Below are 26,367 nucleotides of genomic sequence, written 5' to 3'. Positions count from 1 at the left end.
CGATACGCGATTGCCGATGGAGACGGCCTTGCCGCAATTCGAGGCCCATGTCGCGCGATCTGACCTTCCACGGCGGCCGTATCGAGGCCGCAGCCCGGCTGTACCCCGATGCGCCGCGCCCGTGGCTGGACCTGTCTACGGGGATCAACCCTTACGCGTGGACGCCGCCGGCGGGGCTCGCGGTCGATCAGCAGCGGCTGCCGTCGGGGGAGGAGCTGGCGGCGTTGCTGGCTGCAGCGGGCGCGGCATTCGGGTTTGGGGGTGCACTGGCGGCGGCGCCGGGGAGCGAATTGGCGCTGCGGCTGATGGCGACGCTCGATCTGCCGCGGCCGTGGCACTTGGTAACACCCTGTTATCGTACGCATCGCGACGTTTTGCCGGAAGCCGAGGCGATTGCGGCGGATCGGATCGGCGAGGTGGCGGCGCGCGGCGGCACGGTGCTGCTCGCCAATCCCAACAACCCCGACGGGCGGCTGATCGCGCCCGAGGCGTTGCTGGCGGTCGCACGGACGTTGGGTGAACGCGGCGGGCTGCTGATCGTCGACGAGGCGTTTGCGGATGCGCTGGCGGGGACGAGCGTGTTGCCGTTGGTGAGTGCGGATGATGCGGTGGTAGTGCTCCGGTCGTTCGGGAAGTTCTACGGACTGGCGGGCGTGCGGCTGGGGTTCGTGGGTGGCGCGCGGTCGATCGTGTCGGGACTCGCGGCGCTGCTCGGCGACTGGCCGGTGTCGGCAACTGCGCTGGCCTACGGCACGGCGGCGTATCGCGACCTGGCATGGGCGGAGCGGATGCGGTTGCGGCTGGTGGCAGAGGCGGTCAATCTGGACGCCCTGCTGGCCTCACAGGGGCTGGTAGCGCGGGGGGCGTGTCCGTTGTTTCGGCTGGTCGAGCGCGACGATGCGGGGAAGGTGTTCGAGCGGCTTGCCTCCGCCGGGATTCTGACGCGACCGTTCGACGACCGGGCGGACTGGCTGCGGTTCGGGTTGCCGGGCGCGGAATTTGATCGATTGGAAGCCGCCTTTGCCGCTGGTGGTTGAGCCGGTCGCGCTGGCCACGCTGGCGATCGACGTTGCGCTTGGGTGGCCGGCTTGGCTCTATGCCCGGGTCGGACATCCGGTTGGCGCAATCGCGCGGGTTCTCGGGGGCTTAGAGAAGCGGTGGAATCGTCCGGACCTGCCGCGTCGCCTGCTCGGCGTCGCGACGATTGCGATCGTGGTCGCGCTGACGGCGCTCGTCGCGCTGCTCGCCGGACGAGGCGTGCGGGCGCTCGGGTTCGGCTGGGTCGGCGTGGCATTGCTGGCGTGGCCCGGGCTGGCGCAGCGGAGCCTCTACGATCATGTCCGACCGGTCGCGACGGCGCTTGGGCGCGGCGATCTGCCCGCGGCGCGGGGCGCGGTGGCGATGATCGTCGGGCGTGATACCGCGACGCTCGACGGGGCGGGGGTGGCGCGCGCGGCGATCGAAAGCCTGGCTGAGAGCTTTTGCGACGGCATTGCTGCGCCGCTTTTCTGGTTGCTCGTCGGCGGGTTGCCGGGATTGTGGGCGTATAAGGCGATCAACACCGCCGACAGTCTGATCGGACATCGCGAGGAACGTTGGCGCGCGTTCGGCTGGGCGGCGGCGCGACTGGACGATGTCGCCAATTGGGTCCCGGCGCGGATCGGGGCGGTGCTGATCTGTGTGGCCGGCGGCGGTGGGTGGCGGGTGATGTGGCGAGATGCGCGCAATCACACCTCGCCCAATGCCGGCTGGACCGAGGCGGCGATGGCAGGGGTGCTGGAGCTGCGGCTCGCGGGGCCGATCGCCTATGACGGTGTGGTCGCCGACAAGCCGTGGATCGGTAACGGGCGGGCGGCGGCGACGGCTCAGGATGTGCGGCGGGCGTTGGCGGTGTACGGGCGTGCGTGCGGATTGTTGTGGGTTTTGGCGGGGATAGCGGCATGGGCAAGCTGATGCTGCAAGGGACCGGGTCCGACGTCGGCAAGTCGGTGCTGGTTGCGGGCTTATGCCGTGCCTATGCCAATCGCGGGCTGACGGTACGGCCGTTCAAGCCGCAGAATATGTCCACGAATGCAGCGGTTACGGCGGATGGCGGCGAGATCGGGCGGGCGCAGGCGACGCAGGCGATCGCCGCACGGGTCGCGCCGCACGTCGATATGAACCCGGTGCTGCTCAAGCCGCAGGGCGACCGCACCTCGCAATTGATCGTGCGCGGGCAAATGCGCGGGACGCTGGCGGCGGCGCAATGGCGCGAGGGGCGGGAGGGATTGCTCGCCGAGGTGCTGGAGAGCTTCAACGCCCTGGAACGACAGGCCGATCTGGTGCTGGTCGAGGGGGCGGGGTCGCCGGCCGAGATCAATTTGCGCAGCGGCGATATCGCGAACATGGGGTTCGCGCGCGCCGCCGACGTGCCGGTGGTGTTGGTCGGCGATATCGATCGCGGCGGAGTGATCGCGTCGCTGGTGGGGACGCGCGCGGTGCTCGACGCCGAGGATGCGGCGATGGTTCGGGGCTTTGTTATCAATCGCTTCCGCGGCGATCCGGCATTGTTCGAGGATGGCTATCGCGCGATCGAGGCGCGGAGCGGGTGGCGCGGGTTCGGGATAGTGCCGTGGCTCCACGAAGCAGCGAGATTACCGAGCGAGGATGGGGTCGTGCTGGAACGGTCGCGCAGGCGGCCCGGCGAGCGGGTGCTGGTGGCGTGCCCGGTGACGCGGCACATCGCCAATTTCGACGACCTCGACCCGCTGCGGCTCGATCTCGCGATCGAGGTGGCGATGATTCCACCGGGATCTCCGATACCTGCGGAGGCGGCGCTCGTCATTCTACCGGGATCGAAGGCGACGATCGCCGACCTCGCCTTCGTGCGCGAGCAGGGGTGGGATGTGGACCTGATCGCGCATCGGCGGCGCGGCGGAGCGGTGCTGGGCCTGTGCGGCGGGTATCAGATGCTGGGGCGAACGGTCGCCGATCCCTTGGGGCTGGAGGGGCCTGCCGGGAGCGTGGCGGGGCTCGGCCTGCTGGCGGTCGATACCGTGCTCGGTGGCGACAAGATGCTGCGCGACGTCCGCGGGGTGGCACGCGGGGCGCCATTTCATGGCTATGAAATGCACCTCGGTGCCACGACCGGCGCGGATACGGCGCGGCTGGTGGCGCGCTATGACGACGGGGGACACGATGGCGCGACAAGCGCCGACGGGCTGGTCTCGGGGACCTATATCCACGGGCTGTTCGGGCTGGCCGCGCAGCGGCGCGCCTGGCTGGCGGCGGCGGGGGACGGGCCGGATCATGCCGCGTCGGTCGATGCCGCGCTGGATGCGATCGCGGACGCGTTGGAGCGGCATCTCGATCTGGATGCGTTGCTGGCGGTCGCGCGCGCGTCAGCCGCAGAGTAAGGCGGCGAGCAGCGCGCTTTCGAGCAGTTCGATCCCCGCGCCATGCGCGTCGCCGTTGATGCCGCCGAGGCGCTGGCGGCACCACCCGGCATAGATTGCGGCGAACAGCGGCGCGGCGAGCAGCGGCGGGGCGGCGACCATTGCCGGCGCGAGCAGCGTAAGCCAGCCGGTCAGGTCGCGCGTGCGGACCGCCCCCGCCACATGGGCACCGAGCCCGCTGCCGAGCGGGGAAGCCAGCGTGCCCAGGCGAGTGGCGCGATGCGCGCGGCGAAGGGGACCAGCGCGACCCGCCAATCGCCGGCGAGCGCATGAAGCAGGATGAGCTTGGCGATCAACTGGAGCGCGATCGCGACGGTCGCGAAGCTGCCGACATGCGGGTCGCGCATCACCGCGAGCAGGCGGGTGCGATCGCCATGCGCGGCACCGACCCCGTCCGCGACATCGCCGAGCCCGTCGAGGTGGAGCGCGCCGGTGACCGCCACCCAGGCGACCAGCCCGGCAAGCGCGCCGGTCCAAGGATCGTGGCGCGCGCCGAGCCAGGTGGCGGCGGCGACGAGCGCGCCGATCACCACGCCGACCAGCGGGTAATAGCGGATCGCCGCGGCGAAATCCTGCGCGGTGCCCGAGGTGCGCGGCACGGGTAGGCGGGTGAGGAAGGCGAAGGCGAGCCAGAGGCGGGTCATTGGTTCAGTCCGGTCGATCAGGATCGCGACGCACGCGGCGGCACCTTGAGCTTTGCATGTAGCTACTGCCGGCCCGCTTCATTTCGGTGTTCAGCCTTGATCGAGGGTACGTCTGTCCCGATAGCCCAGCTTTGATCGGCCGTTGCTGGAAAAATGGATTCCGGGAAGCGCCGCCTTGCTGTGTGGTGCAGCCGCGCGAGAACGGCTTGTTTTTCAGTGCTGGTCCCTTGAGAGAAGGCCAGATTGACTGAAGGCGCTGCAACGCAAGGCGGCACGGCCATAGCGAAGCGCGGATTCGCCGCTTCAGGACGCAAAGACTTTGACGATCTCCGGTCTGCGGCACTAAGTGCGTGAGAAGTCGTCCTGAGGTGGCTTGTTCTTGCAGATAATTGCCGCTCGAACTTCAGGAATCATGTCCAACGGTTCGTCGCCGCGATCCTTGCGCGCGATGACAATCTTCAACTTCTGCAAATAGGTCGCCAAAGCCGGACGAGTGGTTTGCGGAATGGCATCCTCCGCGCGTTCACGCATCCGCTCAGCTGCGGCAAACTCACCCATTTCTCGGAGAGCGTTGGCCGCTTGTCCTTGCAGCCACACTCGGTCGTCTACGGACACGTTGGCAGTAGCTGCCTCGACAGCGGCGATAAGAACCCGTTGATAGCGGGATGTTCGTGGACGATTGGGGGCGTCCCGGTCCTCCTCCTTCGCGCTCCAGATGGCGGGCAGTAGAAGCTCAATCGCATCAGCGTCCGGACGACCAATCTTCTTTGCCAGCCAGTACGCCCGGTAGAAGGGCGACTCCGTGGTCCGCATTCCTTGGTAGGTCGGGGTCGCGATCCACTTGCCAACTTGCTCTATCTCGGCGGGTTTGAAGCTGTCGAACATGACCAGTCCGTTGCCGGGACATTCCGGCATTGGTCGAGGAAAGGGTAGTTCAGAGTAGGGTTTTTCGTCCGGACGGCGCCCCATGATCGAGTACATGAGAGTAGTGACGGCGCTAAACCGCTCGCCTCCCACAGGGCAGGTCATTTCGGCCGAACCTTGGTGAAGTGGTGGCGGCATCGGGGCTGCGGTTTGCAGGGCAAGTGCTACGAGAGCGGCGATCACGAACGTGCCTTTCGAGAACTGATGCGAGTTTCGTTGATCGAAAGAGCAACTGCAAGTGAGGAACTGCAACGACCGCTATATTTCCAGCAGGGCGTCCGCGTTATGCGTAATCCACGCTTCTCCGGTTGCTTACTGCGCCACACAGGCGGGGTTTAGAGAAGCCCTCTTCTTTCCCAATCAATCATACCTTTAGAGAAAGCGAACGTCAGCAATCAGCCGGTTGGTATGTCACGTTCGCAACCCGACGATCTGCGCGCTGTCAGGCCAGATTCGCAGCGTCACCATCGCCGCGCACGGCAGGTCGAACGCCCACACCTGTCGCGCGTCGAACCCGCAGGCGCTGGCGAGCGCGGCGCGTAGTGCGCCGCCGTGCGTGACGACCAGCGTCGCGTCGGGAAGGTCGGCGAGCGCGGCGGTGACGCGGGCGATCAGGGCCGACCAGCGTTCGCCGTCCGGGGGCGGGGCCTGATCGGGATCGCGCCAGAAGGCGGCGAGTGCGTCGGATGGGAGCGTGGTGGGATCGCGCCCGTCCCAGGCGCCGAAATCGAGTTCGCGCCAGCGTGCATCGTGGCGGACCGGCGCGCCGAGCGCGGCGGCGCACTCGGCGGCGCGGGAGAGGTCGGAGCTGACCACCTGCGTGAAGGTCGCCCCGGCGGCGACGCGGATGCAATCGGCGATGCCCTGCGGCGTCACCGCGACGGCGACGTGTCCGAGCAACAGCCCCGGCCGGACCGTCGCGCCGTGGCGCAGCAGGTGGACGGTGCGCGCGCTGCTCACGCCCGCGCGACGCCTGCCTGATCGAAGGTCGCCATCTGGTCGTGCGCAGCCAGCGCGGCGCGGACGAGGCTGGCGGCGACCGCGGCACCGCTCGCCTCGCCGAGCCGCATATCGAGGTGGAGCAGCGGCGCGAGCCCCAGCCGGTCGAGCAGCCGCGCATGGCCCGGCTCGGCCGAGACATGGCCGGCGAGGCAATGGTCGACGATCCGCGGGCGCGCGGCGGCGAGTGGGGCCAGCGCGGCGCCGACGATGAAGCCGTCGAGCAGCACCGGGATGCGCGCATGGCGCGCGGCGAGGATCGCGCCCGCAATCGCGGCGATCTCGCGTCCGCCGAGCCGGCGAAGGCGTTCGAATGGTGTCGTGGCCTCGGCATGGCAGGCAAGCGCCGCGTCGACCGCCGCGATCTTGGCGGCGAGCGCCGGGCCGTGAACGCCGGTGCCGGGGCCGACCCAGTCCGACGCGCGGCCGCCGAAGCTGGCGGCGCACAAGGCGGCGGCGGGGGTGGTGTTGCCGATCCCCATGTCGCCGGGAATCAGCAGATCGGTGCCGGGCCGCACCGCCGCCGCGCCGGCATCGAGCGCTTCGAGACATTCCGCCTCGCTCATCGCGGCGGTCTGGGTGATGTCGCCGGTCGGCTGTTCCAGCGCGAGCGGAACGACGGTCAGCGACAGGCCGGCGGCGGCGGCCAGCGCGTTGATCGCCGCGCCGCCCTCGCGGAAATTGGCGACCATCTGCGCGGTGACGGAAGGGGAAAGGCGCTGACCCCGAGCGCCGCGACGCCGTGATTGCCCGCGAAGATCACCACGCGTCCGTCGTCGAGCCGCGGGCGCGCGTCGCGCTGCCATCCCGCCATGAACAGCGCGATCTCTTCGAGCCGGCCGAGCGATCCGGCAGGTTTGGTCAGCCGCGCCTGTCGCGCCGCCGCCGCCGCGCGCATCGCGGCATCGGGCGCGGGCAGCTCGGCGAGCGACGCGTCGAACGCAGCGACGCTGTCGAAACGCATCATGCCACCACCTGCCCGGCGGGGGGCACGCGGACGATGAAGTGCCCCTTCACCGCATCGGGCCAGAGCGCATAGGGCACCTGTCCGGTGGCGCTTTCGACATAGTGGCGCATGAAGGTCATGATCCCGGTCGCGGCGTCCTCGTCGGGGGTGAAGCCGCCGAGGACATAGCCGATCTTGCCGGGAGCGCGCAGGTGGATCGTGCAATGCCGGTCGCACGCGAAGAGGCACGGCATCTCCTGCACGGCGATATCGGCGACAAGCGGGTCGCGCGCCTGCACCGTCCGGAGCGCGGCGGCAAGCGCTGCGCCGCCGCGTCGACCGTCCGCCCCGTCGCGCGCGGTCGCCGAATGGCGGCAGCTGTTGCAGGCGACCACGGCAGGGCCGTCGGTGACGGGGATGAGGGTCATGTCAGCGGCTTTCGGGTGGCGTGGTGTCGATCGGATTGCGTCTCCGCTCGCAATGACGGCTGATCATCCACCGTGCCGTCATCCCGGACTGAATCCGGGATCCCGCTTCTTACCGCCACGGCCAGGAAGAAGCGGGGCCCCGGATCACGTCCGGGGCGACGGAGGGGGTGGGCGGCGCGATCATCCGATCAGAAGCGCCCGCGCAAGCCGGCGTAGACGCTGCGTCCCAGCGTGCCGTAACGGGCGATCGTCTCGTAGCGCTCGTCGAACAGGTTTTCGACGCGCGCGAACAGCCGGACGTTGCTCGACAGCGGCAGCTCGCCGCGCAGGTCGACGAGCGTATAGCCGCCGAGCCTGGTGGCGTTGCTGGCATTGTCGAACGACGTGCCCGCGAAGCGCGCCGCGACGCCGAACGAGCCGGACTCCGCGAACGTGTAGGTCGCGGCGACGTTGGCGGTATCGCGCGGGCGGCGCGGCAGCCAGTTGCCGAAGGTGCGGCCCGGCGAGCGGTCCTCCGAGAGCACCCAGCTGTAATTGCCGTCGAGGCTGAGGTGTTCACCGACCTGCGCGCGGGCAACCGCCTCGACCCCGCGCGCGAAGGCGCGGGCGACGTTCTGGTAATAGCCGAAGCGCTGCTCGGTGGTCGAGCCGGGGACGAAGCACAGCGGATCGGTGGTGCCGGGGTTGCAGCCGGTATAGACGATCTGGTCACGGCTGCGGCGCTCGAAATAGGTGCCGCCGAGCGCGAAGCGACCGTCCATGAAGCGCTGCTCGGCGCCGGCCTCCCAGCCCTTGGCGCGCTCTGGGTTGAGCGCCTGATTGCCGTATTCCGAGAAGAGCTGGTACAAGGTCGGCGCCTTGAAGCCCTCGCTGTAGCTCGCGCGCAGCACGGTGCCGGTCGGCAGTACCCAGTTCGCGCCGCCCGCGAACAGCGTCTGCGTGCCGAAGCGGCTGTGGTCGTCGTGGCGCACGCCGCCGTTGAGCGTCAGCCCGTCGAACGGCGAGACGTTGAGCTGGCCATAGAAGCTGGTCAGCTCGGCGCGGCCGCGCGCCGGGGTGCCGAGCGCATAGGGGGCCACGAAGTCCGAGGAGGCGGTGCTGAAGCGGCTGACCTCATTCTCGACGCCGAACACCGCGTCGACGCCTTTGGTGAGCGCGAGCGTGCCCTGATATTCGAGCCGGTGGTTGCGGCCGAGCGCGGCGAAGGTCTGCGTCTGCTCGACCTGGTCGGGGTTGTAATTGTCGCGATCGGTGTCGGTATAGCCGTAGCCGAAGCGGTTGCGCAGCCGCGCGTCGAACAGGTCGATGTTGAGGCCGGCATAGCCGACGAACTCGCGCGTCAGGCCGTATTCGGGGGTGTCGCCGCTGAAGCCGTCGAAGTCGTTGCGGCCGTTGGCATAGGAGCCGCGCAGGTCGGCGCTGATGCCCGGCGCGATCGTCAGCACCGCGCGCGCCTGCACGTTCTGGTTGGTGTAGCCGTCACGCTCGGTGCCGGCCTTCAGCGCGGAGATGCCGTCGGTGGTGAAGCTCTGCGCGCCGACCCGCCACGCGAGCGGCCCGGTGGTGCCGCCGAGCGCGGCCCGCGCGCTGACCGTTTCGCGCGAACCGCCCTCCAGGTCGATGCTGCCTTCGAGCGCGGCGGTCGGCAGCGGGGTGACGATGTTGACGACGCCGCCGATCGCCTGGCTGCCCCACAGGATCGACTGCGGTCCGCGCAGCACCTCGATCCGCGACGCGTCGCCGATCAGCAGGTTGGCGAAGTTATAGCCGCCGCCGGGCGAGGACGGGTCGTTGATCTTGACCCCGTCGATGACGACGACGGTCTGGTCGGCCTCGGCGCCGCGGATACGCAGCGAGGTGCTGGTGCCATAGCCGCCGTTGCGCGACAGCGAGACGCCGGGGGTGCGCAGCAGCAGGTCGGCGACCGACAGGTCCTGCGCGCGGTCGATCGCGGCCTTGTCGAGCACGGTGACCGAGGCGGTGACGCGGTCGGCGTCGACCGGCGCGCGATTGGCGGCGACGACGATGTCGGCGCCGGTGTCGGTCGCGGCGGCGTCGGGGCGCGGGGCTTCCTGCGCGAGCGCGGCGGTGGAACAGAGGAGCAGCGGAAGGGCGGCGAGACGATGGAACATGGTGGGTAACCCCTTGTGACGACGTAAAGCCGAGGGCGGGCCGCCGCGCGCGAGCATCCTCGCGGCGTCGACCGCCCACGGCGGTGGTTATCGTCACGCTGGGCTCGTCCGCCGGATGTGCCCCGTGCGGCCTTCCCGTCCGTTCGGCGCACCCTGGCCGAGCGAAGGACGATCGCGAACAGGCAGGTCTCCTGGCTCACGGGTCATCACCGATGCGCGCCGCCTTCTCAGCCCGGTGAGGGGCCAATGGCGTGTGGCGCGCGGGCTCGCCGCTTACAGTTGCAGGGGCAGCCGGGGTTTACCCGTTCCCTTTTGATCCCCGGTCAGAGGGAACCTGTCGCGGCGCGCGCCCTAGCCGGGGGCGGCGCGCGGGTCAATCGGGGGTGGGGTGCCGTAACACGAGAACCGTCATTCCCGCGGAGGCGGGAATCCAGACGCGCAGGTCCGTCGATAGAGGCGCAAGGTCAGAGGTTCTGGATTCCCGCCTTCGCGGGGATGACGGAGGGGGAGGCGGGGATGACGTCAGCCAGCGGCGTTAGAATTCCACCCCCGCCTGCGCTTTTACGCCGGCGCGGAACGGGTGTTTGACCTGGGTCATCTCGGTGACCAGATCGGCGGCCTCGATCAGCGCGTCGGGCGCGTTGCGGCCGGTGATGACCAGATGCTTCATCGGCGCACGCGCGGCCGCCACCGCCACCACCTCGTCGACCGGCAGATAATCGTAGCGCAGCACGATGTTCAGCTCGTCGGCGATCACCATCGCGATCTCGGGGTCGGCGAGCATCCGTTGCACCTCGTCCCAGGCCGCGCGGGCACTCGCCACGTCGGCAGCGCGGTCCTGCGTGTCCCAGGTGAAGCCATCGCCCATCGCGCGGAATTCGATCAACTCGGGAAAGGCGTCGAAGATCGCCTTCTCGCCGGTGGTCATCGCGCCCTTCACGAACTGGACGACGCCGACCTTCATCCCGTGCCCCATCGCGCGCACCGCCATGCCGAAGGCGGCGGTCGACTTGCCCTTTCCCGCGCCGGTGTGGACGATCAGCAGGCCCTTCTCGACGGTCTTGCCCTTCATCATCACGCGCCGCGCGGCCTGTACGCGGCGCATCTTGTCATTGTGGCGGGCGTCGCGATCGTCGGTCATGCGCCGCGGCGTAGCGGCAAGATCAATCCGCGGCCAGCACCGCCTCGATCTCGGCCACCGACACGCCGAACACCGCCGCCAGCGCCGCGGGCGTCGCGCCGCGCGCCGCCAGCGTGCGGATGCGCGCCGGGTCCTTGTCGGTGGCATAGTGGCGCGTGTCGCGCTCAAGGCGTTGATCGCCGGTGCGGGCGAGCGCGCCGGTGCTCTGGCGGCGGCGCGGGCGCGCCTCGCGTTCCTCGACCAACGTGGCGCGGCGCTGTTCCTCCTCGACGCGGCGGGCGGTGCGCGCCTCCTCGCGCAGCCGCGACGCCGCCTCGCGGTCCACGGCGCGTTGTTCGGTGCGGGCGAGCGCGCTGGCGACCCGCTCCTGCGCGCGCCGCTCACGCTCCTCGGCGCGGCGTGCCGCGCGTTCCTCCCAATCGTCCATCTCGGCCCTCATCGAAAGCGCGGCGTCAAAGCGCCGCGCGCCTATCAGGTCAAGTCAGCCGACGTCCTCGACCTGATCGAGATAGGCGCCATAGCCCTCGGCCTCCATCGCCTCGCGCGGGACGAAGCGCAGCGCGGCGGAGTTGATGCAGTAACGCAAGCCGCCGCGATCGCGCGGGCCGTCCTCGAAGACGTGCCCGAGGTGGCTGTCGGCGCCCGCCGAGCGCACCTCGGTGCGCACCATCCCGTGCGTGGCATCGTGCAGCTCGGAGACGTGTGCGGTGTCGATCGGGCGCGTGAAGCTGGGCCAGCCGCAATGCGATTCGTACTTGTCTGCGGAGGCGAACAGCGGCTCGCCCGAGACGATGTCGACATAGATGCCGGCGCGCTTGTTGCCGAGGTATTCGCCGGTGCCCGGCCGTTCGGTGCCGCTCTGCTGCGTCACGTAGAATTGCTCGGGCGTCAGCTTCGCCAGCGCTTCGTCGGTCTTGGTATAGTCGGTCATGCTGCAGATCCTTCGCGTCGACTGATCGATCCGCCATGTAAAATAGGGAGCGGGGCGGGCAGATACATCCGCGGCCGAGGGGCGGCGTGCCGTCACTCTGGCGCTGGCGGGGTCCTGGGGGCCATCGCGACCTTTGCGCGGACGGCAGCAGGTGGCGCGCCCGGAGGGACTATAACTTTGTGTTCGCCTTTGTTCGCCACCATTCGCCGCGCCCTTCACGTTCCCGATTGATTCACGTGGGCGTTCCGCACTTGTTCGTTGACGTTCGCACCTATCCGCGCGAAAGTGTGGGAGTTGATGTGGGAGTGTCATGGGCAAGCTAACCGCCTTAGCCGTCAAGAATGCGAAGGCTGGGCGCCATGGCGATGGGGCGGGGCTGTACCTGCTCGTCAGCTCGACTGGTGCCAAGTCGTGGATGATCCGCATACAGCAGAACGGCAAGCGCCGTGACATTGGTCTTGGGTCCGTGGCGGCGCTCAGCCTGTCCGAAGCGCGGCAGCGTGCGGTCGACTTGCGCAAGCATGCGCTGAACGGGCGCGATCCCATCGCCGAGCGCGATCGTGACAAGCGAGCGACCCCGACCTTCAAGGAAGCGGTCAGGTCGACGCATGCCGCGCTGAAGAAGGGATGGGTTGAGAAGAACGCCGCCGCCTTCCTGACGTCGCTCGAAACGTACGCCTACCCGACGCTCGGCAATCTCCAAGTGGACACCATCGAGGCGGGGCACATCCGCGACATGCTTGAGCCAATCTGGACGACGAAGCCCGAACTGGCACGTAAGGTTCGGACGCGCGTCGGTCAGGTGCTGAACTTTAGCCATTCGAAAGGCTGGCGTGCCACCGAGGCGCCAGGCCGCTCGATCACCGTAGGCTTGTCGAAGCAGCCCGCTGGTAAGAATTTCAAGGCGATGCCCTATGCTGCCGTGCCCGCGTTCGTGCAGTCGCTGCGCGAAAAGGCGGCGACGGTCGGCCGTCAGGCGCTGCTATTCCAGATCCTGACCGCCGCTCGCCCAGGCGAGGTTCGCGCCGCCCGCTGGGGCCAGATTGACGTCGAGGGGCGTGATTGGAACCGGCCGGCTGAGACGATGAAGGGTGGAGAAGCGCATACCGTCACCCTCAACTCGGCCGCGCTCGCGCTGCTGGAGGAGGTGAGGGAGGGCGCACTACGAAGCCGGACGAATTGATCTTTGGCGGGCAGCGTGGGGCAATGCTGTCTAATATGACCATGAACAAGGTGCTGCGATCGGCTGACCAGCCGTATGATGCCCACGGTTTCCGCAGCTCATTTCGGGATTGGGCGGCGGAGAAGATGCCGGACGTGCCCGACCCTGTTGCTGAAGCGGCACTGGCGCACGCCGTGCCGGACATGGTGGTGCGTGCCTATAAGCGCACGACTTTCGTCGAGATGAGGCGAGTGCTGCTGGAGGCTTGGGCGCAGTTCGGGATGGCTAATGCGGGGAGCAAGGCTGCATGAGCTGTGAGCCGAAGCTGCCTCGTCCGTTGGAGGCTGACTTCCGCTTGGCCGCCGCTGCCGCACGTCGTGAGCGGCACGAGCGGGGACCAGCGAAGACCGAGCCTGCCGCCGCTCTCGAGGCCCTTCACGCACAACTGGTTGAGGCGAGCGAGATTTACGCTGACGGGAACACGGCTGACCAACGCCTTGCTGTCCTTCTGGCAGTGTCCGGCGTGTACGACATGCTCATCAACCAAGGCTTCAGCCCAGTCACGCTTGATCCACTGTTTCGTCCGATCGACGCGCTTGAGGCGCAGTTCCTCAGGACACCTGATCCGCTGTTCGCCGAGAAGGACAAGAGAGGGGGCGTCCGGTGAGCACCGCCAATCATCATCGCCGAACTGGTACGCTCGCTGCCCTTGCCAATTTCTGGATTGAACATCACGATCACGGCGAGAAGCTCGATCGAAAGCTGAGCAACGCCACTCGCCGCTTTCGCGGTCGTTGGTTCGGCAGCGTGACGAAGGCACAGCTGGTTGGCGCGCGGGTGATCGTGTCTCAGGAAGGTTCCGAGCATCCATCGGTCCAGACGGCCGCCAAGGTAAAGGCCTTTCTGGACCGAACCGCAACTGAGTTCGGCGCCGAGCATGCGCTGGCTATCGTGATACGCACGCTGAATGACGCCCCGCGGTCAGCGGCGATAGGGAATTGGGACCAGTTAAGCGATCCGCCTGCGGACCCATGATTTTGAGAAACCCCCATGTTTCTCCATCGGCGTTCCGCCGACGACCGTGCTCACCCGCTGGCAAGTGCCGGCACAATGGGAGACACGGGATGGAACCGCTCACTGTCAGCATCACGAACGCGGGCAAGACGCTCGGGCTGGGCAAGACCTCGATTTACGAGCTGATCAATGAAGGCAAGCTCGCCACGGTGAAGATCGGCCGCCGCCGGTTGGTCAAGGCGGATAGCATCCGCGCTCTTGTGGATCAGGCTGCGTGACCCGCAGTGGCCAGCGCAAAGGTTGCGCTTCGTCCTAAAAACGAAGCACCCCGCATGACCTTGCCGGGTCTGCGGGGCACCACGGAATTCATCAGCAGCAACGCCACCGCGAATACCACCTCTTCCATTCGGCTTCAACGCCTGTCCTCGCTTTGCGGCCTCGTCGGGAGCCGCGCGTTGCTGATTAGCTCGCTCATTTGGGGAGAGGCTGCATGATGCCTTTCTCTAATCACCGAGCGGCCGCGATGGCGCTGCTCACGAGCGGCGCAGCGCTTCGACAGCGCGAAGGCCAGTTCCTCGGTGGCATGGCGTTTGATGCCAACCTGCCCACCGAGAAGCAGGCGAACTGGCTGCGTATCTTGCTGAACAAGCATGGTTTGCCGTCGCTGACGATGGAGGCGACCGATGAGTGACGCCTTCGACACTGCCGGCAATCATCGCGGCGTAGATACCAGCATTGCCGCTGCCGAGATGGCGGCTCTTACCAGCAACCACCTGCGCCACTTGGTCCACAAGACTCTTTGCGAGCAGGGTGATCACACGGTTGACGAGGTATGCGCCCTTGCCGGCTACCCCCGCTACTCGCTCCAGCCCCGCTTCACGGAGCTGCGCAAGAAAGGGCTGATCCGGGATACCGGTCAGCGTCGCCGCAACGTGTCCGGTGCCAACGCCATCGTCTGGCATGCGGTGTTCCGGGACCGGAAGGCGGTGGCGGCATGACCGGCTCCGACATGGACAGGCTTTACGCCGCGGCGGTTGCGAACGTCCGACAGCCGCATCTGGATCGCATGAGACAGGCTGGCGTCGCACCGGCTACTATTGCCCGCATCGGGGAGGCGTACCCGCCATTCGGCGTCTTCGCTGGAGAGGTGGAGAAGTCGTGCCGCTTCTTGCCCGGCGAAGGGCACCCGCACGTCATCCAGCCCGTTGTGGATGGATGCGAGCTGATTGATCTCGTCGCCTGGAGGGTCGGTAATCCGGCACGATGGGGCCTGATCAACGGCACTGGCTGGCTGCTCAACGCCGATGCCTGCTTGAGCTCCCGCTGGGACGCTGAACGGCTCACTCTTCATGCGACGCCGCTGGACTGGCTCCGGGACGACGCGGTTGGCGGGGTGGTGCTCGACTGGGATGCGCCGGACGTACTGATGCTACGTGGGTTCGATCGGATCGACTGCGGCAACGATATGCTCGCCGGAACTCTGCGGCGCGCGCTCACGAAGCCGGCACGCTTGCCGACGATCAGGGTGGCGGAGGCTCGTCATGTCGCGTGACCTCGCCTCAATGCTGGCTGACGAACCCGTTCCGCATCCGGCGATCAACGCCGCGATCAAAGCGACGCCATACCGATGGAGGAGCCCGGAAAGTATCCCGCCTCGCGATTGGGTGTACGGGCATATGCTGCTCAGGGGATCGCTGACGGTCGTCGTTGCACCGGGCGCCACCGGCAAGACGGCGCTTATGATCGGCATGGCCATGGCCTTGGCAACAGGCCGTTCTCTGCTGGGGCCGAAGGTTTGGGGTGGTCCTAAGCGCGTATGGCTGTGGAACCTGGAAGATGCCGGGGAAGAGATGGCGCGTGGTCTTCAGGCGGCTGCCATTCACTGGCACATCTCGCCCGAGGACATCGGTGATCGCCTGTACGTCGATAGCGGAATGGACGGCGCTGAGCTGAAGACCGCGCATGAGACCAAGGATGGCACGCGCATCAACGCGCCGGTGATCGGTGCTCTGCTGGCCCAGCTTCGAGAGCAGAAGATTGACGTGCTCATCGTTGACCCGTTCGTGTCGTCACATAGCGTCAACGAGAATGACAACGGCGCGATCGATCTTGTCGCCAAGCAGTGGGCTCGCCTGGCCGCTCAAGCCGGCTGCGCGCTCATTCTGGTTCATCACGCCAGAAAGCTGGCCGGCGGCGAGGTGAGTGCCGAGGCAGCACGCGGCGCCAGCGCCTTGATCGCCGCGGCCCGGTCGGTGCCGACGCTGAACCGCATGACCGACGAGGAAGCGGCCAAATACGGGGTCGAGGGGGAGGAACGTCGCAGCTACTTCCGGGTGTACGACGACAAGAACAACCGTGCCCCGCCATCTGACAAGTCGGACTGGTATCGGCTGCACAGCGTCCCGCTCGGCAATGGCCCGGATGGTGGCGACAGTCTGCCTGTTGTGGTTCCTTGGGCTCCGCCCGACGCCTTCGACGGGGTGACGTCCGCCAAGCTTCGTGAGGTTCAAGATGCGCTCGCGAGCGGCGATTACAGGAAAGACGCGCAGGCAAAGCCGTGGGCCGGTGAAGCCGTTGCGGCGGTGCTCGGACTCGATCTGGAACGCAAGCATGATCGGGCACGGGCTTCGACCATGTTGAAGACCTGGGAAGCGAACGGCGCCCTTAAGGTCGAGATGAAGAAGGATGGGCGTCGGGAGCTGCGTCCGTTCCTCGTCCCTGATCAATGGGTGGAGGATGCCGCACCTGTTGAACGTGCGGTGCGGCAAGGTGCGGCGGTACGGCACTGACGCTGCCGCACCACCACCCCCTATAAAAGGGGGTGGGGTGGTGCGGCGCGGCACGGCAGCCTGAAGGGGGTGCGGCAAAATGGAGGATGGAATGAGCGACGAACACGACGATCAGTCGACGAACGGGTCAGTGCCAGCACTTACGGACGCTGGCGAGACGCTATCGCGCGGCGCGCTGGAGTCGATCGCGTCGATGAAGCCCGCATTCCGGCATTCGCTCGTCGGCGGCACGCTTGCGCACAGCACGACCGGCACCGAAACGATGGAATGGAAGCACGTTCAAGACGCATACGTGGCTGAGTGCACGAAGGCTCGGGATGGCGATCTAGGCGCCGCGTCGAACATGCTGACGGCGCAGGCGCTCACGCTGGATGCCGTGTTCACCGAGATGCTGAGCCGGGCCACCAAGAACGTCGGCCGGTATCCGGACGCCATGGATCGCTACATGCGGCTGGCGCTCAAGGCTCAGGCGCAAAGCCGAGCCACGCTGGAAGCTTTGGCGAAGATCCACCAGCCGCGCGAACAGACGGTCAAGCACGTTCATATCGACAATCGCGGCGGGCAGGCCGTTGTCGCTGAGAACCTGCACGCCCGGGGAGCAAAAACCGATGACGACGGACAATCCTATGGACCGACTTACGCCAGCACGATCGGCGCCACGATGCTTGGCCAAGACGCGGCGTGGCACGGCGTGCCAGTGCCCGGCGATGCACGGCCGCAACCGTTGCCGCATTCACGGGGGCAAAGCCGGCGCACCGAAGGGCAATAGCAATGCCTGGAAGCATGGCGCCCGATCGGCTGAGGCTGCACAGCTTGCGGCGATGCTGAAGCGCTACGAGGTAACCACCTAGCGCTATTCAATGCCTCTAGAATGTGCTACCAGCGACATATCTGGTGTTGATCACAGCACCGCCCGGCTGACTTCCTTCACGGGTATCCGACGATCTTGGATACGGAAGGACAGCGCGTGCAGACCAACGAAGCACCCGACAGCGTAGAAGTGCCGTCACGCATCGCCGGGCAGCGCTGCGCCTTCGACCCAAATGCTGGCGCTGGTCCGATGGCGCACCTGCTTACCGGCGCGACACGGGGCGACCTCGCCGCCCATCGCGCGCTCCGCGAAAGGTTCACCCTGATCGCGGTGATCCCACCCGAGGCACCGCACGCGATCATGGTCGGCATTGAGGCGATCCCATATGCCCGCTTCTGTGCCGCGCATGATGAAGCCGAGCACGACGACGCTCGCCGCCTCGCTGGCGCGCTCTGCTTCACGTTCAGCGCGAGTGTAATCGCTGGATATGGTGATCGCCTGAAGTCTCTCATGGGCGAGGCGGTCAGCATCCTGGAGCAGCTGGCGGAGGAAGGCGACGAGGTGGCATCCACCGCAGCGCTGGATCTGGTCGGCTTCTACCCGCCCGCCGCAGAGATTGCCCTCCGCCTCATGCGTGAAGGGGCGAACTGATGCTTTTCGGTCTTCAGGCGCCCGCGCTGCTTCAGGCGGATCAGATCGCGCAGGCGCAAGCCCGTCTCCAGAAGCGCATGGAGGATGACCCGTCCGTCCCAAGCATGCAGCCGGGCGGGCAGGCCGTTCTGCCAGCACCTGCCTTCGTGAACGGTCCTGGTGGCGCGCGCATGTCGCCTGACGAACTGGCCTTCCGGCGCAGGCAGAACGCTGAGCAGATGGCGGTCGGCATGGACTTCTCGCCGGTCCAGAGCTGGACACAGGGGGCGGCGCGCATCGCTAACTTGTTGGTGGCCAGCGGAGAGCGCCGGAAGCTCGATCAGGCCGCTGCTACGAATGAAAACTCACGCGCCACGATCTTGCGTGAACTGTCCCGTGGCACGCCGAGCGCCGAGGCGGTGACCGCCGCCGTGTCCGATCCCAACCCGGCGGTGCAGTCGCTGGGAGAGAAGGCATGGGCGTTGCAGCACCCTAAGCCGCAGGGACCATCTGACCTCCAGCAGCGTGTCGAGTACCTCAACACGTTCGAGAACGGCTTAGGCGCGACCTACGCGAAGAACTATGCCGCGAATGGTGGTGGCGCTCCCCAATTCGTCAATACGTCGCAGGGCACGTTCATGGTGCCGCGCACTCCCACAGCGCCAGCCGCACCAGGCGGTATTCCTGACGGCGCGGTGGCGTACCTGCGCAGCAATCCAGCGAGCGCCGCGCAGTTCGATGCCAAGTACGGAGCGGGCGCGTCGAGCGGCTATGGCCGCACCCCATATTTCGGACGTCGCGGGACGACGGGAGCACGATGATGCAGCAGAACCCCTATGATCAGTTCGACGCTCCCGCAGTCCCGGCGGGGCTTCCCGCGGGCTCGGTGATGATTGCGCCCCCGCCGGCTGCGAACGTCTATGACGCGCCACAGGCCGCAGCCACGCTGAACAAGACGACCCAGCAGATCGCGATCGATGCCGCGTCCGAACAGCGTGCTCGCGAGACGGCTGCGCGCCAGCAGAAGGAGTTTGAGGCGAACCTGTACGCCAAGGGGCTGCGGATCGGAGCAAATGGCCAGCCCGAACCGATCCCCGGCTGGGTCGACCCTACGAAGGCGGCGGACGCCTCCGGCAAGCCAGACCTCGCTTCGGTGCGGGCGGAAGCGCTCGACAAGATCCGGCTCGCGCGGACCCTTCAGCAGCGGTCGCGCGATGGCTGGTTCACGACCGGCTTCGGCGCCAACGTTGCCCGCTTCGTCGGCGGTAGCCCGGCCTATGACGTTCGTCAGGACACCGAGACGCTGAAGAACGCCGGTGCGCTCACCCGCATCATGGAGATGGCCAAGACGAACGGCGGCAAGAACCCGCTGACGCCGCTCTCAAACAGCGACTTCCAGGCGCTCGCCAGCAGCCTGTCGAACCTCGACACCGGGCAGAGCGACGACCAGTTCCAGAACAACGTGCAACGTGTCATCGACATGTACAGCCGCGCATACACCGGAGCCGGCGGCACTGACCTCGAAGGCGACCTTGATCCTGCGCGCAGGAAGCAGGCCGCAGCGCCGATCGCATCGACTAACCAGCCGCTCACCATCAACAACGCCGCCGACCTCGCCGCCGGGCTCAGCGGGGGCACCTACAAGTTCGATGACAGCGGCCTGCTTACCTACAACGGCAAGCCGGTCGACGTTTCGGCCGATGTGGCGAACAGCGACCAGTATCGCGCGGCGTACCAGCAGCGCTTCGGCAAGCCCGCGCCGCTGGCGGTCGATGTCGTCGGCGGACAGGTGACGCCGGAGGCTAAGACCGAGCTTGAGAGGAAGCGCGACACGCTGGGCGGTGGGATCGACGCGGCGGTTCGTGGTGCCGCTGACATGGCTTCGCTTGGCGCCGCGGACCCACTGGCAGCACTCGCGCGATCCGCCTTCAACGACGATGGCTTCGCTGCAAACCTGACCCGCGAGCGTGCGATCAGCGGCGCGGATGAAAAGGTGAATCCATACTGGCGGTTGGGCGGCCAGATTGCTGGCGCTATCCCGACCATGACGGGGCTCGCCAAGGCGGGTGCTGCATTCTCGCCAGCACGCCCGTTCCTCGGCACAGCCGTCGCCGACACCGCCGGCGGCGCTGTCTACGGCGGGTTGTCCAACATGGAGAAAGACCCTCTAACCGGTGCGCTGATCGGCGGTGGCGCAGCGCTTGCGGGCAATCAGATCGGCCAGCGTGTGATCGGGCCGATGGTAGAGCGGGTGCTTGCGCGTGGCGCTGGTGAGATCAGTCCGGTTGCTCGGTTGCTGACGTCCAACACAAAGCCGTTGCAGATCACCAATGCCCGTGCCGCCATCGTGGATGGCTTGCGTCTGAAGCTGCCTATTGCGCTTGCTGACGCCGATCCGCAGCTCCGGACTATCGCGGGATCGGCGACGCGTATCTCTCCCGCGGCACGGGAAACGGCAGAACGCCTGCTGGAGCCGCGCGGGCGGGGACAGGCCGAGCGCGCTGTGGCCGGCATCGAGCGGGACTTCGGCCCGGTGGTGAACATCGACGAGACGGGTGATGCGCTGATCAACAAGGGTCGAGCTGCAGCCGGCAGCCTGTACGATGAAGCGTATGCGGCGCCCGTCGTCGCCACGCCCGAGCTTGATGCGATCCTTGCCACGCCAGCCGGTCGCCAAGCGCTCAGCCGAGCTCGTACGATCGCAGCGAACGAACGGCGTGACCCGAGTGCCCTCGGCTTTGCCCTCGACCGTGACGGCGACGTGGTGCTCAACCCTGTCCGCCTCGATCCCTTCCAGGCGCAGGCAGAGGCAAAGAGCACCTTCGATGCCGCGCAGGCAGCGCACAAGGCAGCGATGCGCACTTCAGGCAGCAATACCGAGACGACCCGCCAGTCGCTGCTCGCCGCCCGTGACCAGCTTCGCACCGCCAACGCCGCGCTTGAGAAAGCTCCTACGCCCGGCACCGCGGCCACGTCGCGTGGCTATACGACGCAGACGCTCGACTATGTAAAGCGGGGCCTCGACGACATCCTTGAGCAAAGCCGCGACCCGGTGACCCGCCGGCTTCATCTCGATGAGGCAGGACGCGCGGTGAACGACGTGCGCTCGTCCCTCGTTCGCGAGATGGACAAGCTCAACCCGCGCTATGCGGAGGCACGAGCCGCGTACGAGGGGCCGGCGAAAGAGCGTGAGGCGCTGCTGGCAGGTCGTGGTGCTATCGGTCCGCAGACCACCCCCGATCGCATAGGCCGGATGACGACGGGCCGCACGGAGGGGCAGATGGATCAGTTCCGCAGCGGCTATCGCAGCGGGATGGCAGAACAGGTGGACCGCATGCGGTTCAGCGCCAATCCGTATGACGGCGTTTATGGCACGCCGGATCAGGTCGCGAAGGTGGATGCCCTATTCCCCGATGGCGTGCCCAACTTCGCTCGTCAGGCCGAGCTGGAACGGCAAATGGGCAAGACGCAGTACGAGACGCTGGGTGGGTCACCGACCGCTGCGCGCGCCGCTGCCGATCGTCAGTTCGGACCGGGGCTCGGCATGCAACTGGCGGGCGAGACAGCGCTGGGCGTGATGACCGGAGCTCCGCCGATCGGTGCGCTCACCACGGCGGCGCGCGCCACCTTCCGCGATCGTCGTGTGCTCGGCGCGGTAGGACGCCGGCAGGCCGACAGCATTGCCGAACTGCTGCTCAACCCTGTGCCGACAACCGCGCTATCGGCGATCGATCAGATCACGGTCGCGCGGGCGCTCGCGTCCCAGGCGAAGTCGGTGGGTGGAAGTGTCGGCGCCGGCCTGACCTTGCCGCTGATCGGGGTCGAATAGCTCGGGGTTGCGCCGAACGGCGATCGTGGTGCCGATAGCGCTTCCGATCGCCAGCGCGATGATGCCGGTCATGCTCATTGCGCTGATCTAAGATAGCTGGGTGGATAGGTCCACAAGCCCGTCGTCAAACATTTTGTACCCAGCCACGATACAAGGGATTGTATCGCCGGCCGATACGTGTCATATAGACCGGACCTAAGTGGGAGACCAACCAATGATGAACGCTATGAATTATAAGAAAGCACACCATGCCCATCACTATCATCTCGGCCAGTAAGCCAATTGCAGATCTTCTAAGTTCGCCTCCGGGCAAGTCGATGCCGGATCTGCAACCCAAGGAAGCCAAGAAAATCCGTCGTCAGATTAGCGTTATCACCGCTGCTAATTCGATGGTCGAAATTAAGAAAGCGCACCCCGAGTGGAGGGTGCATCGTTACAAAGGTAACGTAGCCACGTGGTCCTTCGACGTTGGTGGGGCCACCCGTCTCCTCATGGAGTGGGACGACGTCCGCAAGGAGGTTTCGAACGTTCGGTTTGAAAATTCTCATTGATCCGGAGGGGCCTTGTGCCCCTCCCTTATACTAGGGTTTATTCTTATATGTCTCTCGAGCTGGCTTATCCGGTTCATCCAGGGGAGGTTCTGTCTGAAGACGTGCTGCCGCGCTTTGAGATCACTGTGACCGAAGCCGCAGCGCGGCTTGGTGTCGCTCGTCCTGGGTTCAATAACGTGCTGAACGGCAAGCGTTCGGTAACGCCTGAACTCGCGCTTAAGGTGGAGCGGGTGCTCGGGTATCCTGCAGGTTTGCTGCTTGCGCTCCAAGGTCAGTTTGACTTGGCGGCCGCAAAGCATGATGTGGCGCTTGTCGACAAGCTCTCCTCGCTGCAGCCCCTGTGCCCGGCTGAATGATGGACTGGTTCTGAGCGCGCTGCTTACCTCGGCTGGGCGGGCTTTGATCTGCCATCATCCCTACTCGAGTAGCCGTCCCGCGCCTCGGCCGACAGCGCCTGTCGATGCATCCTGTCGGGCCGTCATCAACTGCGACGGGAACGGCTTGGCCAGCGCAACGGCATCGTCGAACGAGCACGTCAGCCATCGCTCCTCGTCTTCCTCGTCGAGCAGCACCGGCATGGCCTTAGGGTGGACCGGTGCCACCAGCGGGTTGGGATCGGTCGTCAGGAACGCAAACACGGCACCGCCCTCCGCCGGCCGCCACACACCCGCGAAGCTGACGATCGGTCGGCTGGGAACGTCGAACCAGAACAATGGGCGCTTACCAGCAGGACCGGGCCCGTACTCGCTGAAGCTAGTGAACGGGACGAGGCATCGTCGCTCCGGGTTGGTCAGCGCCGACTTCCAGAACGGCGACGTGTAATTGCGCACGTTGGTAACCTTGGTGTCGAGCAGCACGGGCTTGCCCATCACCTTATCGATGCGCTTGCCCGGCACCTTTCGCGGAAAGCCCCAGCGCATGACGTCGAGCGTTCGGGCTCCGCCCTCCTGGCGCACGACATAGGCCGGCTTGTCGGGGAACAGCTCAGACGGCGGGATCGTGTGATCGGGCGGAAAAGGTGCCTCGATGCCGTAGCGGGCGGCGAGTGCGATCTGCGCCTCGGTCATGCGGTAGCGGTTGCACACAGCCAGCCTTACTCTGCTGCCTGCAAATCGTCGGTGTCCCTGATGAGCACGGGGTCGGGCCGTTGCAGCCGATCGGTGAAATAATAGAGTCCGACCATCGTCGACACAAAAACGTGGCTTAACCAAAAGGTATAGAAGAGCAGGAACGCCAGCGATGCGACGGTTCGAGCTGGGCCGGCGAGTATTTCCCGTGCACCGGGCGCCAAAAGAGTCGCGATGAACCCAAGCGCATATAAGCCGAAAGCCGAGAATGCCAGATAACCGAAGAGCAGACACAAAAAGCGCCGACGATCTAAGGGCACCGTCTCGGTGCCAAATTTAGGCGGCGGCGAACCTGCGAGCGGCTGCCGAAGCGCCCTTGAGTCGGCGGTCGATAGGAGGGTCAATGCCGCGACAAAAAAGCCGCCAAGAATGGCGTACAGGTTTTGCAGGCCACCGAGGAAGCCAGTGGCGCCGTATGGCGATGGGATTGCAGGCCACAACATCAATGCGGCTGTCAGGCCGACAGCGCCTAGCGCGGGAAACAGGAAGTCCCACATCCCCTTCACGGGGTGGCGAACGCGCCAATAGTTGAGCGGTGCGAGGAGCATGACTGTCTGTCGCAACCTACACGAATTCGGCCATCATGGCCTCCACAAACTCATCTGACAGCGAGCCAGCGCACTCGGTTAACCCATGCTCGATATGCACCAACTCGCGGTGTGCAAATAGGGCCGTGCCTAGATCGGCCAAGTCGGTCGACATCTCCGACGTGCCGCCGCGCTGTTGACCCGGGAGACGCCACGAGACCCGCATCCGATCATAACCGTTGTCACGCGCTGTGGCAGCCAAATCGCTCACAGCCTGCCGATAGGTACGGCCAGGCGCTGGCTTGACCTTGACCGTTAAGACATGGCGGCGGACCTCATATTCTGGGTTCTCGTCGAAGGCCGGGACTGCGCTGGTGTCAAACAGATCGACCGGTAGGAAGGAGCCCTCGTCCAACGCGGCAGCCATCTCACGGGATCGTCGTGGGTGTACTTCAACGATCGGCCTGAACTTGTTTTGCCTGCCGGTTCTTTGGTTCACGTACCGCTCACCGCGATCCTCGGCGATCGTCGTCAACACAGATCCAAAAAGGCGCGTAACCGGCGTCCGACCTATCCCTCGTGTCTCTTCAAGAAACATCCGGTAGCGTCCAACCGCTTGCGGATCTTGAACCAGAGACACGACGCAGTGGGCACCGACGCCTTTCACTTCACCGTCGAGCTTTTCAGCATCACGGGTCAGCCCTTCGTCGAAATGGATGAACGCAGGATCAGCGCCGCGCCGGTCACCGAGGGTGATCAGCATAGCTATGGCAGGTGCCCCATCGGGGAGCGTAACGCGCCTCGCTCCGGCGATACGCGTCACCCTATTTTCGTTCTCGAACACACGCTTCGCCGTGCCCGCCTCGGCCATGGCTATAAGCGGATCAACATAGTCGTCTAAAAGGGGCTGTGGCGCACCCTCACCCGGCGCATGAACTTCGAAGTCACAAAACAAGCACCATCGATCAAAGACATCGACCACGATTCTCTCCCCTCGGGGCGGAGGCTGCCCGCGCGAGGACAGGTGAGTCAACGCCACTCAAGTCATGCCCTGTTTGGCTCATCCACCTCCGCTCCTTGTTCAATCAGCCGTTGTGCAATCCACCGATATGGCAGGTGGCAGCTCGTCCAGGGGTGTTGCGGCTCGGCCGTGGCAGCCTTCCAAAACTCGGTCAGCAGGCGCTGATCCCGCACGAAGGGGCAAAGTACGTGCAACGCAAGGCGGACCTCGATCGTGCCGACCGCCTCCCGCGCTGACCGCTGCGCCGCCGCCCGCAGCACCTGGAGCGACAGGTTGATCAGCGCGTGACGATGAGCGCGGCGCCGGGCACGCTGCTTGCCATAGGGCAGCGGTAGCAGATCGATCCGTGGTGCCGCGCAGTGCCGCGGGCATTTCAGCGCCGATCGCGCCGCCCGCCAATCGGTGTTGCCGCCGTTCGCTCGCACCTCGGCGATCAGCGCATCCAGTTCCCACACCTCGGTTGCCTTGCAACTCCGGCACGTGACGCGAACCTGTGCCTCGACGCGATACAGGTCGTGCAGGGTCTTCGGATCGCCAACCACATCCGCTGATTACGCAAGCGCCGGAAGCGGCAACTGCTCACCGCGCACAGCCAGCACGGCCCGTGCCTGAAGCGCCGCGTCGACGGCCTGCCGGTAATGCACCGTCCCAGACCGCTCGGCCTCGTCGAACCCCACCGGCGACCAGTCGTCGCTGGGATAGCAGGCGTCATAGATCGCGCGCGCAGCCGCACGCAGCAGGAAGTCGTGCTCCATGCCAAGGCTCCTTCAATGTCGGTGCGCCGTCGATCGGCGGTGGCGGCAAGCTACGCCGACGCCGCCGTGATCTCGCAAGAACATTGCGGGAACATGGGTTTGCTGAGATGACGCCCACCATGATCGCCACCCCGCCGCCACCGATCGTCTGCCAAGTCGTTCGCGTCCATGATGGTGACGGCCCGCTGTGGTGCCGATCGGGCGTGAAGATCCGCGTGGCTGGTGTACAGGCGCCGGACTTCGAGAGCGCGCGCCGTGCCGGCGGCCCCCATCGCAGCGGCGTACGTATGTCTGTGACGATCGTGCCGCGGAGCGCAGCCGCCAGATCATGGCGCGGCTGACTCTCGGTAAGCGGCTTAGCTGCCAGCCGGTGGGCGCCAGCTATACGCGCGTGGTCGCCCGGTGCACGTTGCCGGACGGGCGCTCTCTGTCCTGTGCGGCAATAGCCGCAGGAGCAGCTACTCGCTGGGATCGTTATTGGCGTCAGTACCGGATGGGTGAGTGCAGATAATGGCGGCAAGCCGTCCCCCGCCAGACATCACACGTGGTTGCTAGTGATAGCTATGCGCAGT

General features: G+C 66.4%; 31 protein-coding genes, 2 pseudogenes and 1 riboswitch. Of the genes and pseudogenes, 19 read left to right on the top strand and 14 right to left on the bottom strand.

Features of this window, described 5'->3' with window-relative positions:
• Positions 1-47 precede the first annotated feature (47 nt).
• From QP166_RS15320 to QP166_RS15310, 3 genes are read left to right on the top strand one after another with little or no spacing between them, the layout of a single operon-like run.
• On the top strand, positions 48-1,037 hold the full coding sequence (locus QP166_RS15320) for an aminotransferase class I/II-fold pyridoxal phosphate-dependent enzyme (RefSeq protein ID WP_333916691.1): 990 nt from the start codon (positions 48-50) through the stop codon (positions 1,035-1,037).
• Complete coding sequence (gene cbiB, locus QP166_RS15315; protein ID WP_333917357.1) at positions 1,030-1,953, top strand: adenosylcobinamide-phosphate synthase CbiB; 924 nt, start codon at positions 1,030-1,032, stop codon at positions 1,951-1,953. The genes QP166_RS15320 and cbiB overlap by 8 nt, the downstream gene beginning before the upstream one ends.
• On the top strand, positions 1,941-3,395 hold the full coding sequence (locus tag QP166_RS15310) for a cobyric acid synthase (protein ID WP_333916690.1): 1,455 nt from the start codon (positions 1,941-1,943) through the stop codon (positions 3,393-3,395). Before cbiB ends, QP166_RS15310 begins: the two co-directional genes overlap by 13 nt.
• On the opposite strand, the pseudogene QP166_RS15305 reads toward QP166_RS15310, so the two are convergent.
• The 9 genes and pseudogenes from QP166_RS15305 to msrB form a co-directional block, all read right to left on the bottom strand.
• Positions 3,381-4,078 (bottom strand): annotated as a pseudogene (locus QP166_RS15305) (adenosylcobinamide-GDP ribazoletransferase). The gene QP166_RS15310 and the pseudogene QP166_RS15305 sit on opposite strands and share 15 nt — an antisense overlap.
• A gap of 342 nt (positions 4,079-4,420) precedes the next feature.
• On the bottom strand, positions 4,421-5,185 hold the full coding sequence (locus tag QP166_RS15300) for a hypothetical protein (protein WP_333916689.1): 765 nt from the start codon (positions 5,183-5,185) through the stop codon (positions 4,421-4,423).
• A gap of 228 nt (positions 5,186-5,413) precedes the next feature.
• Entirely contained in the window at positions 5,414-5,962 is a 549-nt protein-coding gene (locus QP166_RS15295) for a histidine phosphatase family protein (RefSeq protein ID WP_333916688.1), read from the bottom strand.
• Positions 5,959-6,968 (bottom strand): annotated as a pseudogene (cobT, locus tag QP166_RS15290) (nicotinate-nucleotide--dimethylbenzimidazole phosphoribosyltransferase). Before cobT ends, QP166_RS15295 begins: the two are co-directional and overlap by 4 nt.
• Complete coding sequence (locus QP166_RS15285) at positions 6,965-7,375, bottom strand: DUF1636 domain-containing protein (protein ID WP_333916687.1); 411 nt, start codon at positions 7,373-7,375, stop codon at positions 6,965-6,967. Before QP166_RS15285 ends, cobT begins: the two are co-directional and overlap by 4 nt.
• 188 nt (positions 7,376-7,563) lie before the next feature.
• Entirely contained in the window at positions 7,564-9,507 is a 1,944-nt protein-coding gene (locus tag QP166_RS15280) for a TonB-dependent receptor plug domain-containing protein (RefSeq protein ID WP_333916686.1), read from the bottom strand.
• Positions 9,508-9,671: 164 nt separating this feature from the next.
• A riboswitch (cobalamin riboswitch) is annotated at positions 9,672-9,860 on the bottom strand.
• A gap of 182 nt (positions 9,861-10,042) precedes the next feature.
• Positions 10,043-10,648 (bottom strand): cob(I)yrinic acid a,c-diamide adenosyltransferase, encoded by a 606-nt coding sequence (gene cobO, locus QP166_RS15275; protein WP_333916685.1) that lies wholly within the window; start codon positions 10,646-10,648, stop codon positions 10,043-10,045.
• Between the two features lie 22 nt (positions 10,649-10,670).
• A complete protein-coding gene (locus tag QP166_RS15270; RefSeq protein WP_333916684.1) occupies positions 10,671-11,087 on the bottom strand; it encodes a hypothetical protein in 417 nt (138 codons plus the stop codon).
• 42 nt (positions 11,088-11,129) lie between these two features.
• Positions 11,130-11,579, bottom strand: a complete 450-nt coding sequence (msrB, locus tag QP166_RS15265) for a peptide-methionine (R)-S-oxide reductase MsrB (RefSeq protein ID WP_333916683.1) — start codon at positions 11,577-11,579, stop codon at positions 11,130-11,132.
• A gap of 310 nt (positions 11,580-11,889) precedes the next feature.
• On the opposite strand from msrB, the gene QP166_RS15260 reads away from it, so the two are divergent.
• From QP166_RS15260 to QP166_RS15190, 16 genes are all read left to right on the top strand, one after another.
• Entirely contained in the window at positions 11,890-12,762 is an 873-nt protein-coding gene (locus tag QP166_RS15260) for a tyrosine-type recombinase/integrase (RefSeq protein WP_333916682.1), read from the top strand.
• Between the two features lie 35 nt (positions 12,763-12,797).
• The gene (locus tag QP166_RS15255; protein WP_333916681.1) at positions 12,798-13,052 is read left to right on the top strand and encodes a hypothetical protein; all 255 of its coding nucleotides are present in this window, start codon (positions 12,798-12,800) and stop codon (positions 13,050-13,052) included.
• A gap of 44 nt (positions 13,053-13,096) precedes the next feature.
• Complete coding sequence (locus tag QP166_RS15250) at positions 13,097-13,408, top strand: hypothetical protein (protein ID WP_333916680.1); 312 nt, start codon at positions 13,097-13,099, stop codon at positions 13,406-13,408.
• The gene (locus QP166_RS15245; protein WP_333916679.1) at positions 13,405-13,776 is read left to right on the top strand and encodes a hypothetical protein; all 372 of its coding nucleotides are present in this window, start codon (positions 13,405-13,407) and stop codon (positions 13,774-13,776) included. Before QP166_RS15250 ends, QP166_RS15245 begins: the two co-directional genes overlap by 4 nt.
• Before the next feature lie 89 nt (positions 13,777-13,865).
• Entirely contained in the window at positions 13,866-14,033 is a 168-nt protein-coding gene (locus QP166_RS15240) for a helix-turn-helix domain-containing protein (protein WP_333916678.1), read from the top strand.
• 245 nt (positions 14,034-14,278) lie between these two features.
• Entirely contained in the window at positions 14,279-14,446 is a 168-nt protein-coding gene (locus QP166_RS15235) for a hypothetical protein (RefSeq protein ID WP_333916677.1), read from the top strand.
• The gene (locus QP166_RS15230) at positions 14,439-14,753 is read left to right on the top strand and encodes a hypothetical protein (protein ID WP_333916676.1); all 315 of its coding nucleotides are present in this window, start codon (positions 14,439-14,441) and stop codon (positions 14,751-14,753) included. The genes QP166_RS15235 and QP166_RS15230 overlap by 8 nt, the downstream gene beginning before the upstream one ends.
• Positions 14,750-15,307, top strand: coding sequence for a hypothetical protein (locus QP166_RS15225; protein ID WP_333916675.1), 558 nt, complete (start codon positions 14,750-14,752; stop codon positions 15,305-15,307). The genes QP166_RS15230 and QP166_RS15225 overlap by 4 nt, the downstream gene beginning before the upstream one ends.
• Positions 15,297-16,544 (top strand): AAA family ATPase, encoded by a 1,248-nt coding sequence (locus QP166_RS15220; RefSeq protein ID WP_333916674.1) that lies wholly within the window; start codon positions 15,297-15,299, stop codon positions 16,542-16,544. The genes QP166_RS15225 and QP166_RS15220 overlap by 11 nt, the downstream gene beginning before the upstream one ends.
• Positions 16,545-16,635: 91 nt before the next feature.
• Positions 16,636-17,313, top strand: a complete 678-nt coding sequence (locus tag QP166_RS15215) for a hypothetical protein (RefSeq protein WP_333916673.1) — start codon at positions 16,636-16,638, stop codon at positions 17,311-17,313.
• Positions 17,252-17,395 (top strand): hypothetical protein, encoded by a 144-nt coding sequence (locus tag QP166_RS19055; RefSeq protein WP_443027219.1) that lies wholly within the window; start codon positions 17,252-17,254, stop codon positions 17,393-17,395. The genes QP166_RS15215 and QP166_RS19055 overlap by 62 nt, the downstream gene beginning before the upstream one ends.
• Before the next feature lie 116 nt (positions 17,396-17,511).
• A complete protein-coding gene (locus QP166_RS15210) occupies positions 17,512-18,006 on the top strand; it encodes a hypothetical protein (RefSeq protein ID WP_333916672.1) in 495 nt (164 codons plus the stop codon).
• The gene (locus QP166_RS15205) at positions 18,006-18,806 is read left to right on the top strand and encodes a hypothetical protein (RefSeq protein WP_333916671.1); all 801 of its coding nucleotides are present in this window, start codon (positions 18,006-18,008) and stop codon (positions 18,804-18,806) included. The genes QP166_RS15210 and QP166_RS15205 overlap by 1 nt, the downstream gene beginning before the upstream one ends.
• Positions 18,807-19,324: 518 nt before the next feature.
• The gene (locus tag QP166_RS15200) at positions 19,325-21,814 is read left to right on the top strand and encodes a hypothetical protein (RefSeq protein ID WP_333916670.1); all 2,490 of its coding nucleotides are present in this window, start codon (positions 19,325-19,327) and stop codon (positions 21,812-21,814) included.
• A 248-nt stretch (positions 21,815-22,062) separates the two neighbouring features.
• Positions 22,063-22,365, top strand: a complete 303-nt coding sequence (locus QP166_RS15195; RefSeq protein WP_333916669.1) for a type II toxin-antitoxin system RelE/ParE family toxin — start codon at positions 22,063-22,065, stop codon at positions 22,363-22,365.
• A 47-nt stretch (positions 22,366-22,412) separates the two neighbouring features.
• Positions 22,413-22,721 carry a HigA family addiction module antitoxin gene (locus tag QP166_RS15190; RefSeq protein ID WP_333916668.1) on the top strand — a complete coding sequence of 103 codons (309 nt, stop codon included), beginning with the start codon at positions 22,413-22,415 and terminating at the stop codon, positions 22,719-22,721.
• Between the two features lie 60 nt (positions 22,722-22,781).
• Here QP166_RS15190 and QP166_RS15185 read toward each other — a convergent pair whose 3' ends face one another.
• The 5 genes from QP166_RS15185 to QP166_RS15165 all read right to left on the bottom strand — a co-directional run bounded on the left by QP166_RS15185 (position 22,782) and on the right by QP166_RS15165 (position 25,795).
• Entirely contained in the window at positions 22,782-23,450 is a 669-nt protein-coding gene (locus QP166_RS15185) for an SOS response-associated peptidase (RefSeq protein ID WP_333916667.1), read from the bottom strand.
• Positions 23,451-23,458: 8 nt separating this feature from the next.
• The gene (locus QP166_RS15180; protein WP_333916666.1) at positions 23,459-24,040 is read right to left on the bottom strand and encodes a hypothetical protein; all 582 of its coding nucleotides are present in this window, start codon (positions 24,038-24,040) and stop codon (positions 23,459-23,461) included.
• A gap of 16 nt (positions 24,041-24,056) precedes the next feature.
• Positions 24,057-25,001: a hypothetical protein gene (locus QP166_RS15175; protein WP_333916665.1), complete on the bottom strand. Its 945-nt coding sequence runs from the start codon at positions 24,999-25,001 to the stop codon at positions 24,057-24,059.
• 62 nt (positions 25,002-25,063) lie between these two features.
• Positions 25,064-25,582, bottom strand: a complete 519-nt coding sequence (locus QP166_RS15170; RefSeq protein ID WP_333916664.1) for a hypothetical protein — start codon at positions 25,580-25,582, stop codon at positions 25,064-25,066.
• 9 nt (positions 25,583-25,591) lie between these two features.
• Positions 25,592-25,795, bottom strand: coding sequence for a hypothetical protein (locus QP166_RS15165; protein WP_333916663.1), 204 nt, complete (start codon positions 25,793-25,795; stop codon positions 25,592-25,594).
• Between the last annotated feature and the right edge of the window lie 572 nt (positions 25,796-26,367).

Origin of the sequence: Sphingomonas sp. LR60, assembly GCF_036855935.1 — a bacterium.
In the GTDB taxonomy this organism is placed as follows: Bacteria; Pseudomonadota; Alphaproteobacteria; order Sphingomonadales; family Sphingomonadaceae; genus Sphingomonas.
The sequence above is the reverse complement of the archived record's forward strand: the minus strand, read 5'-3'. Positions and strand labels throughout refer to the sequence as shown.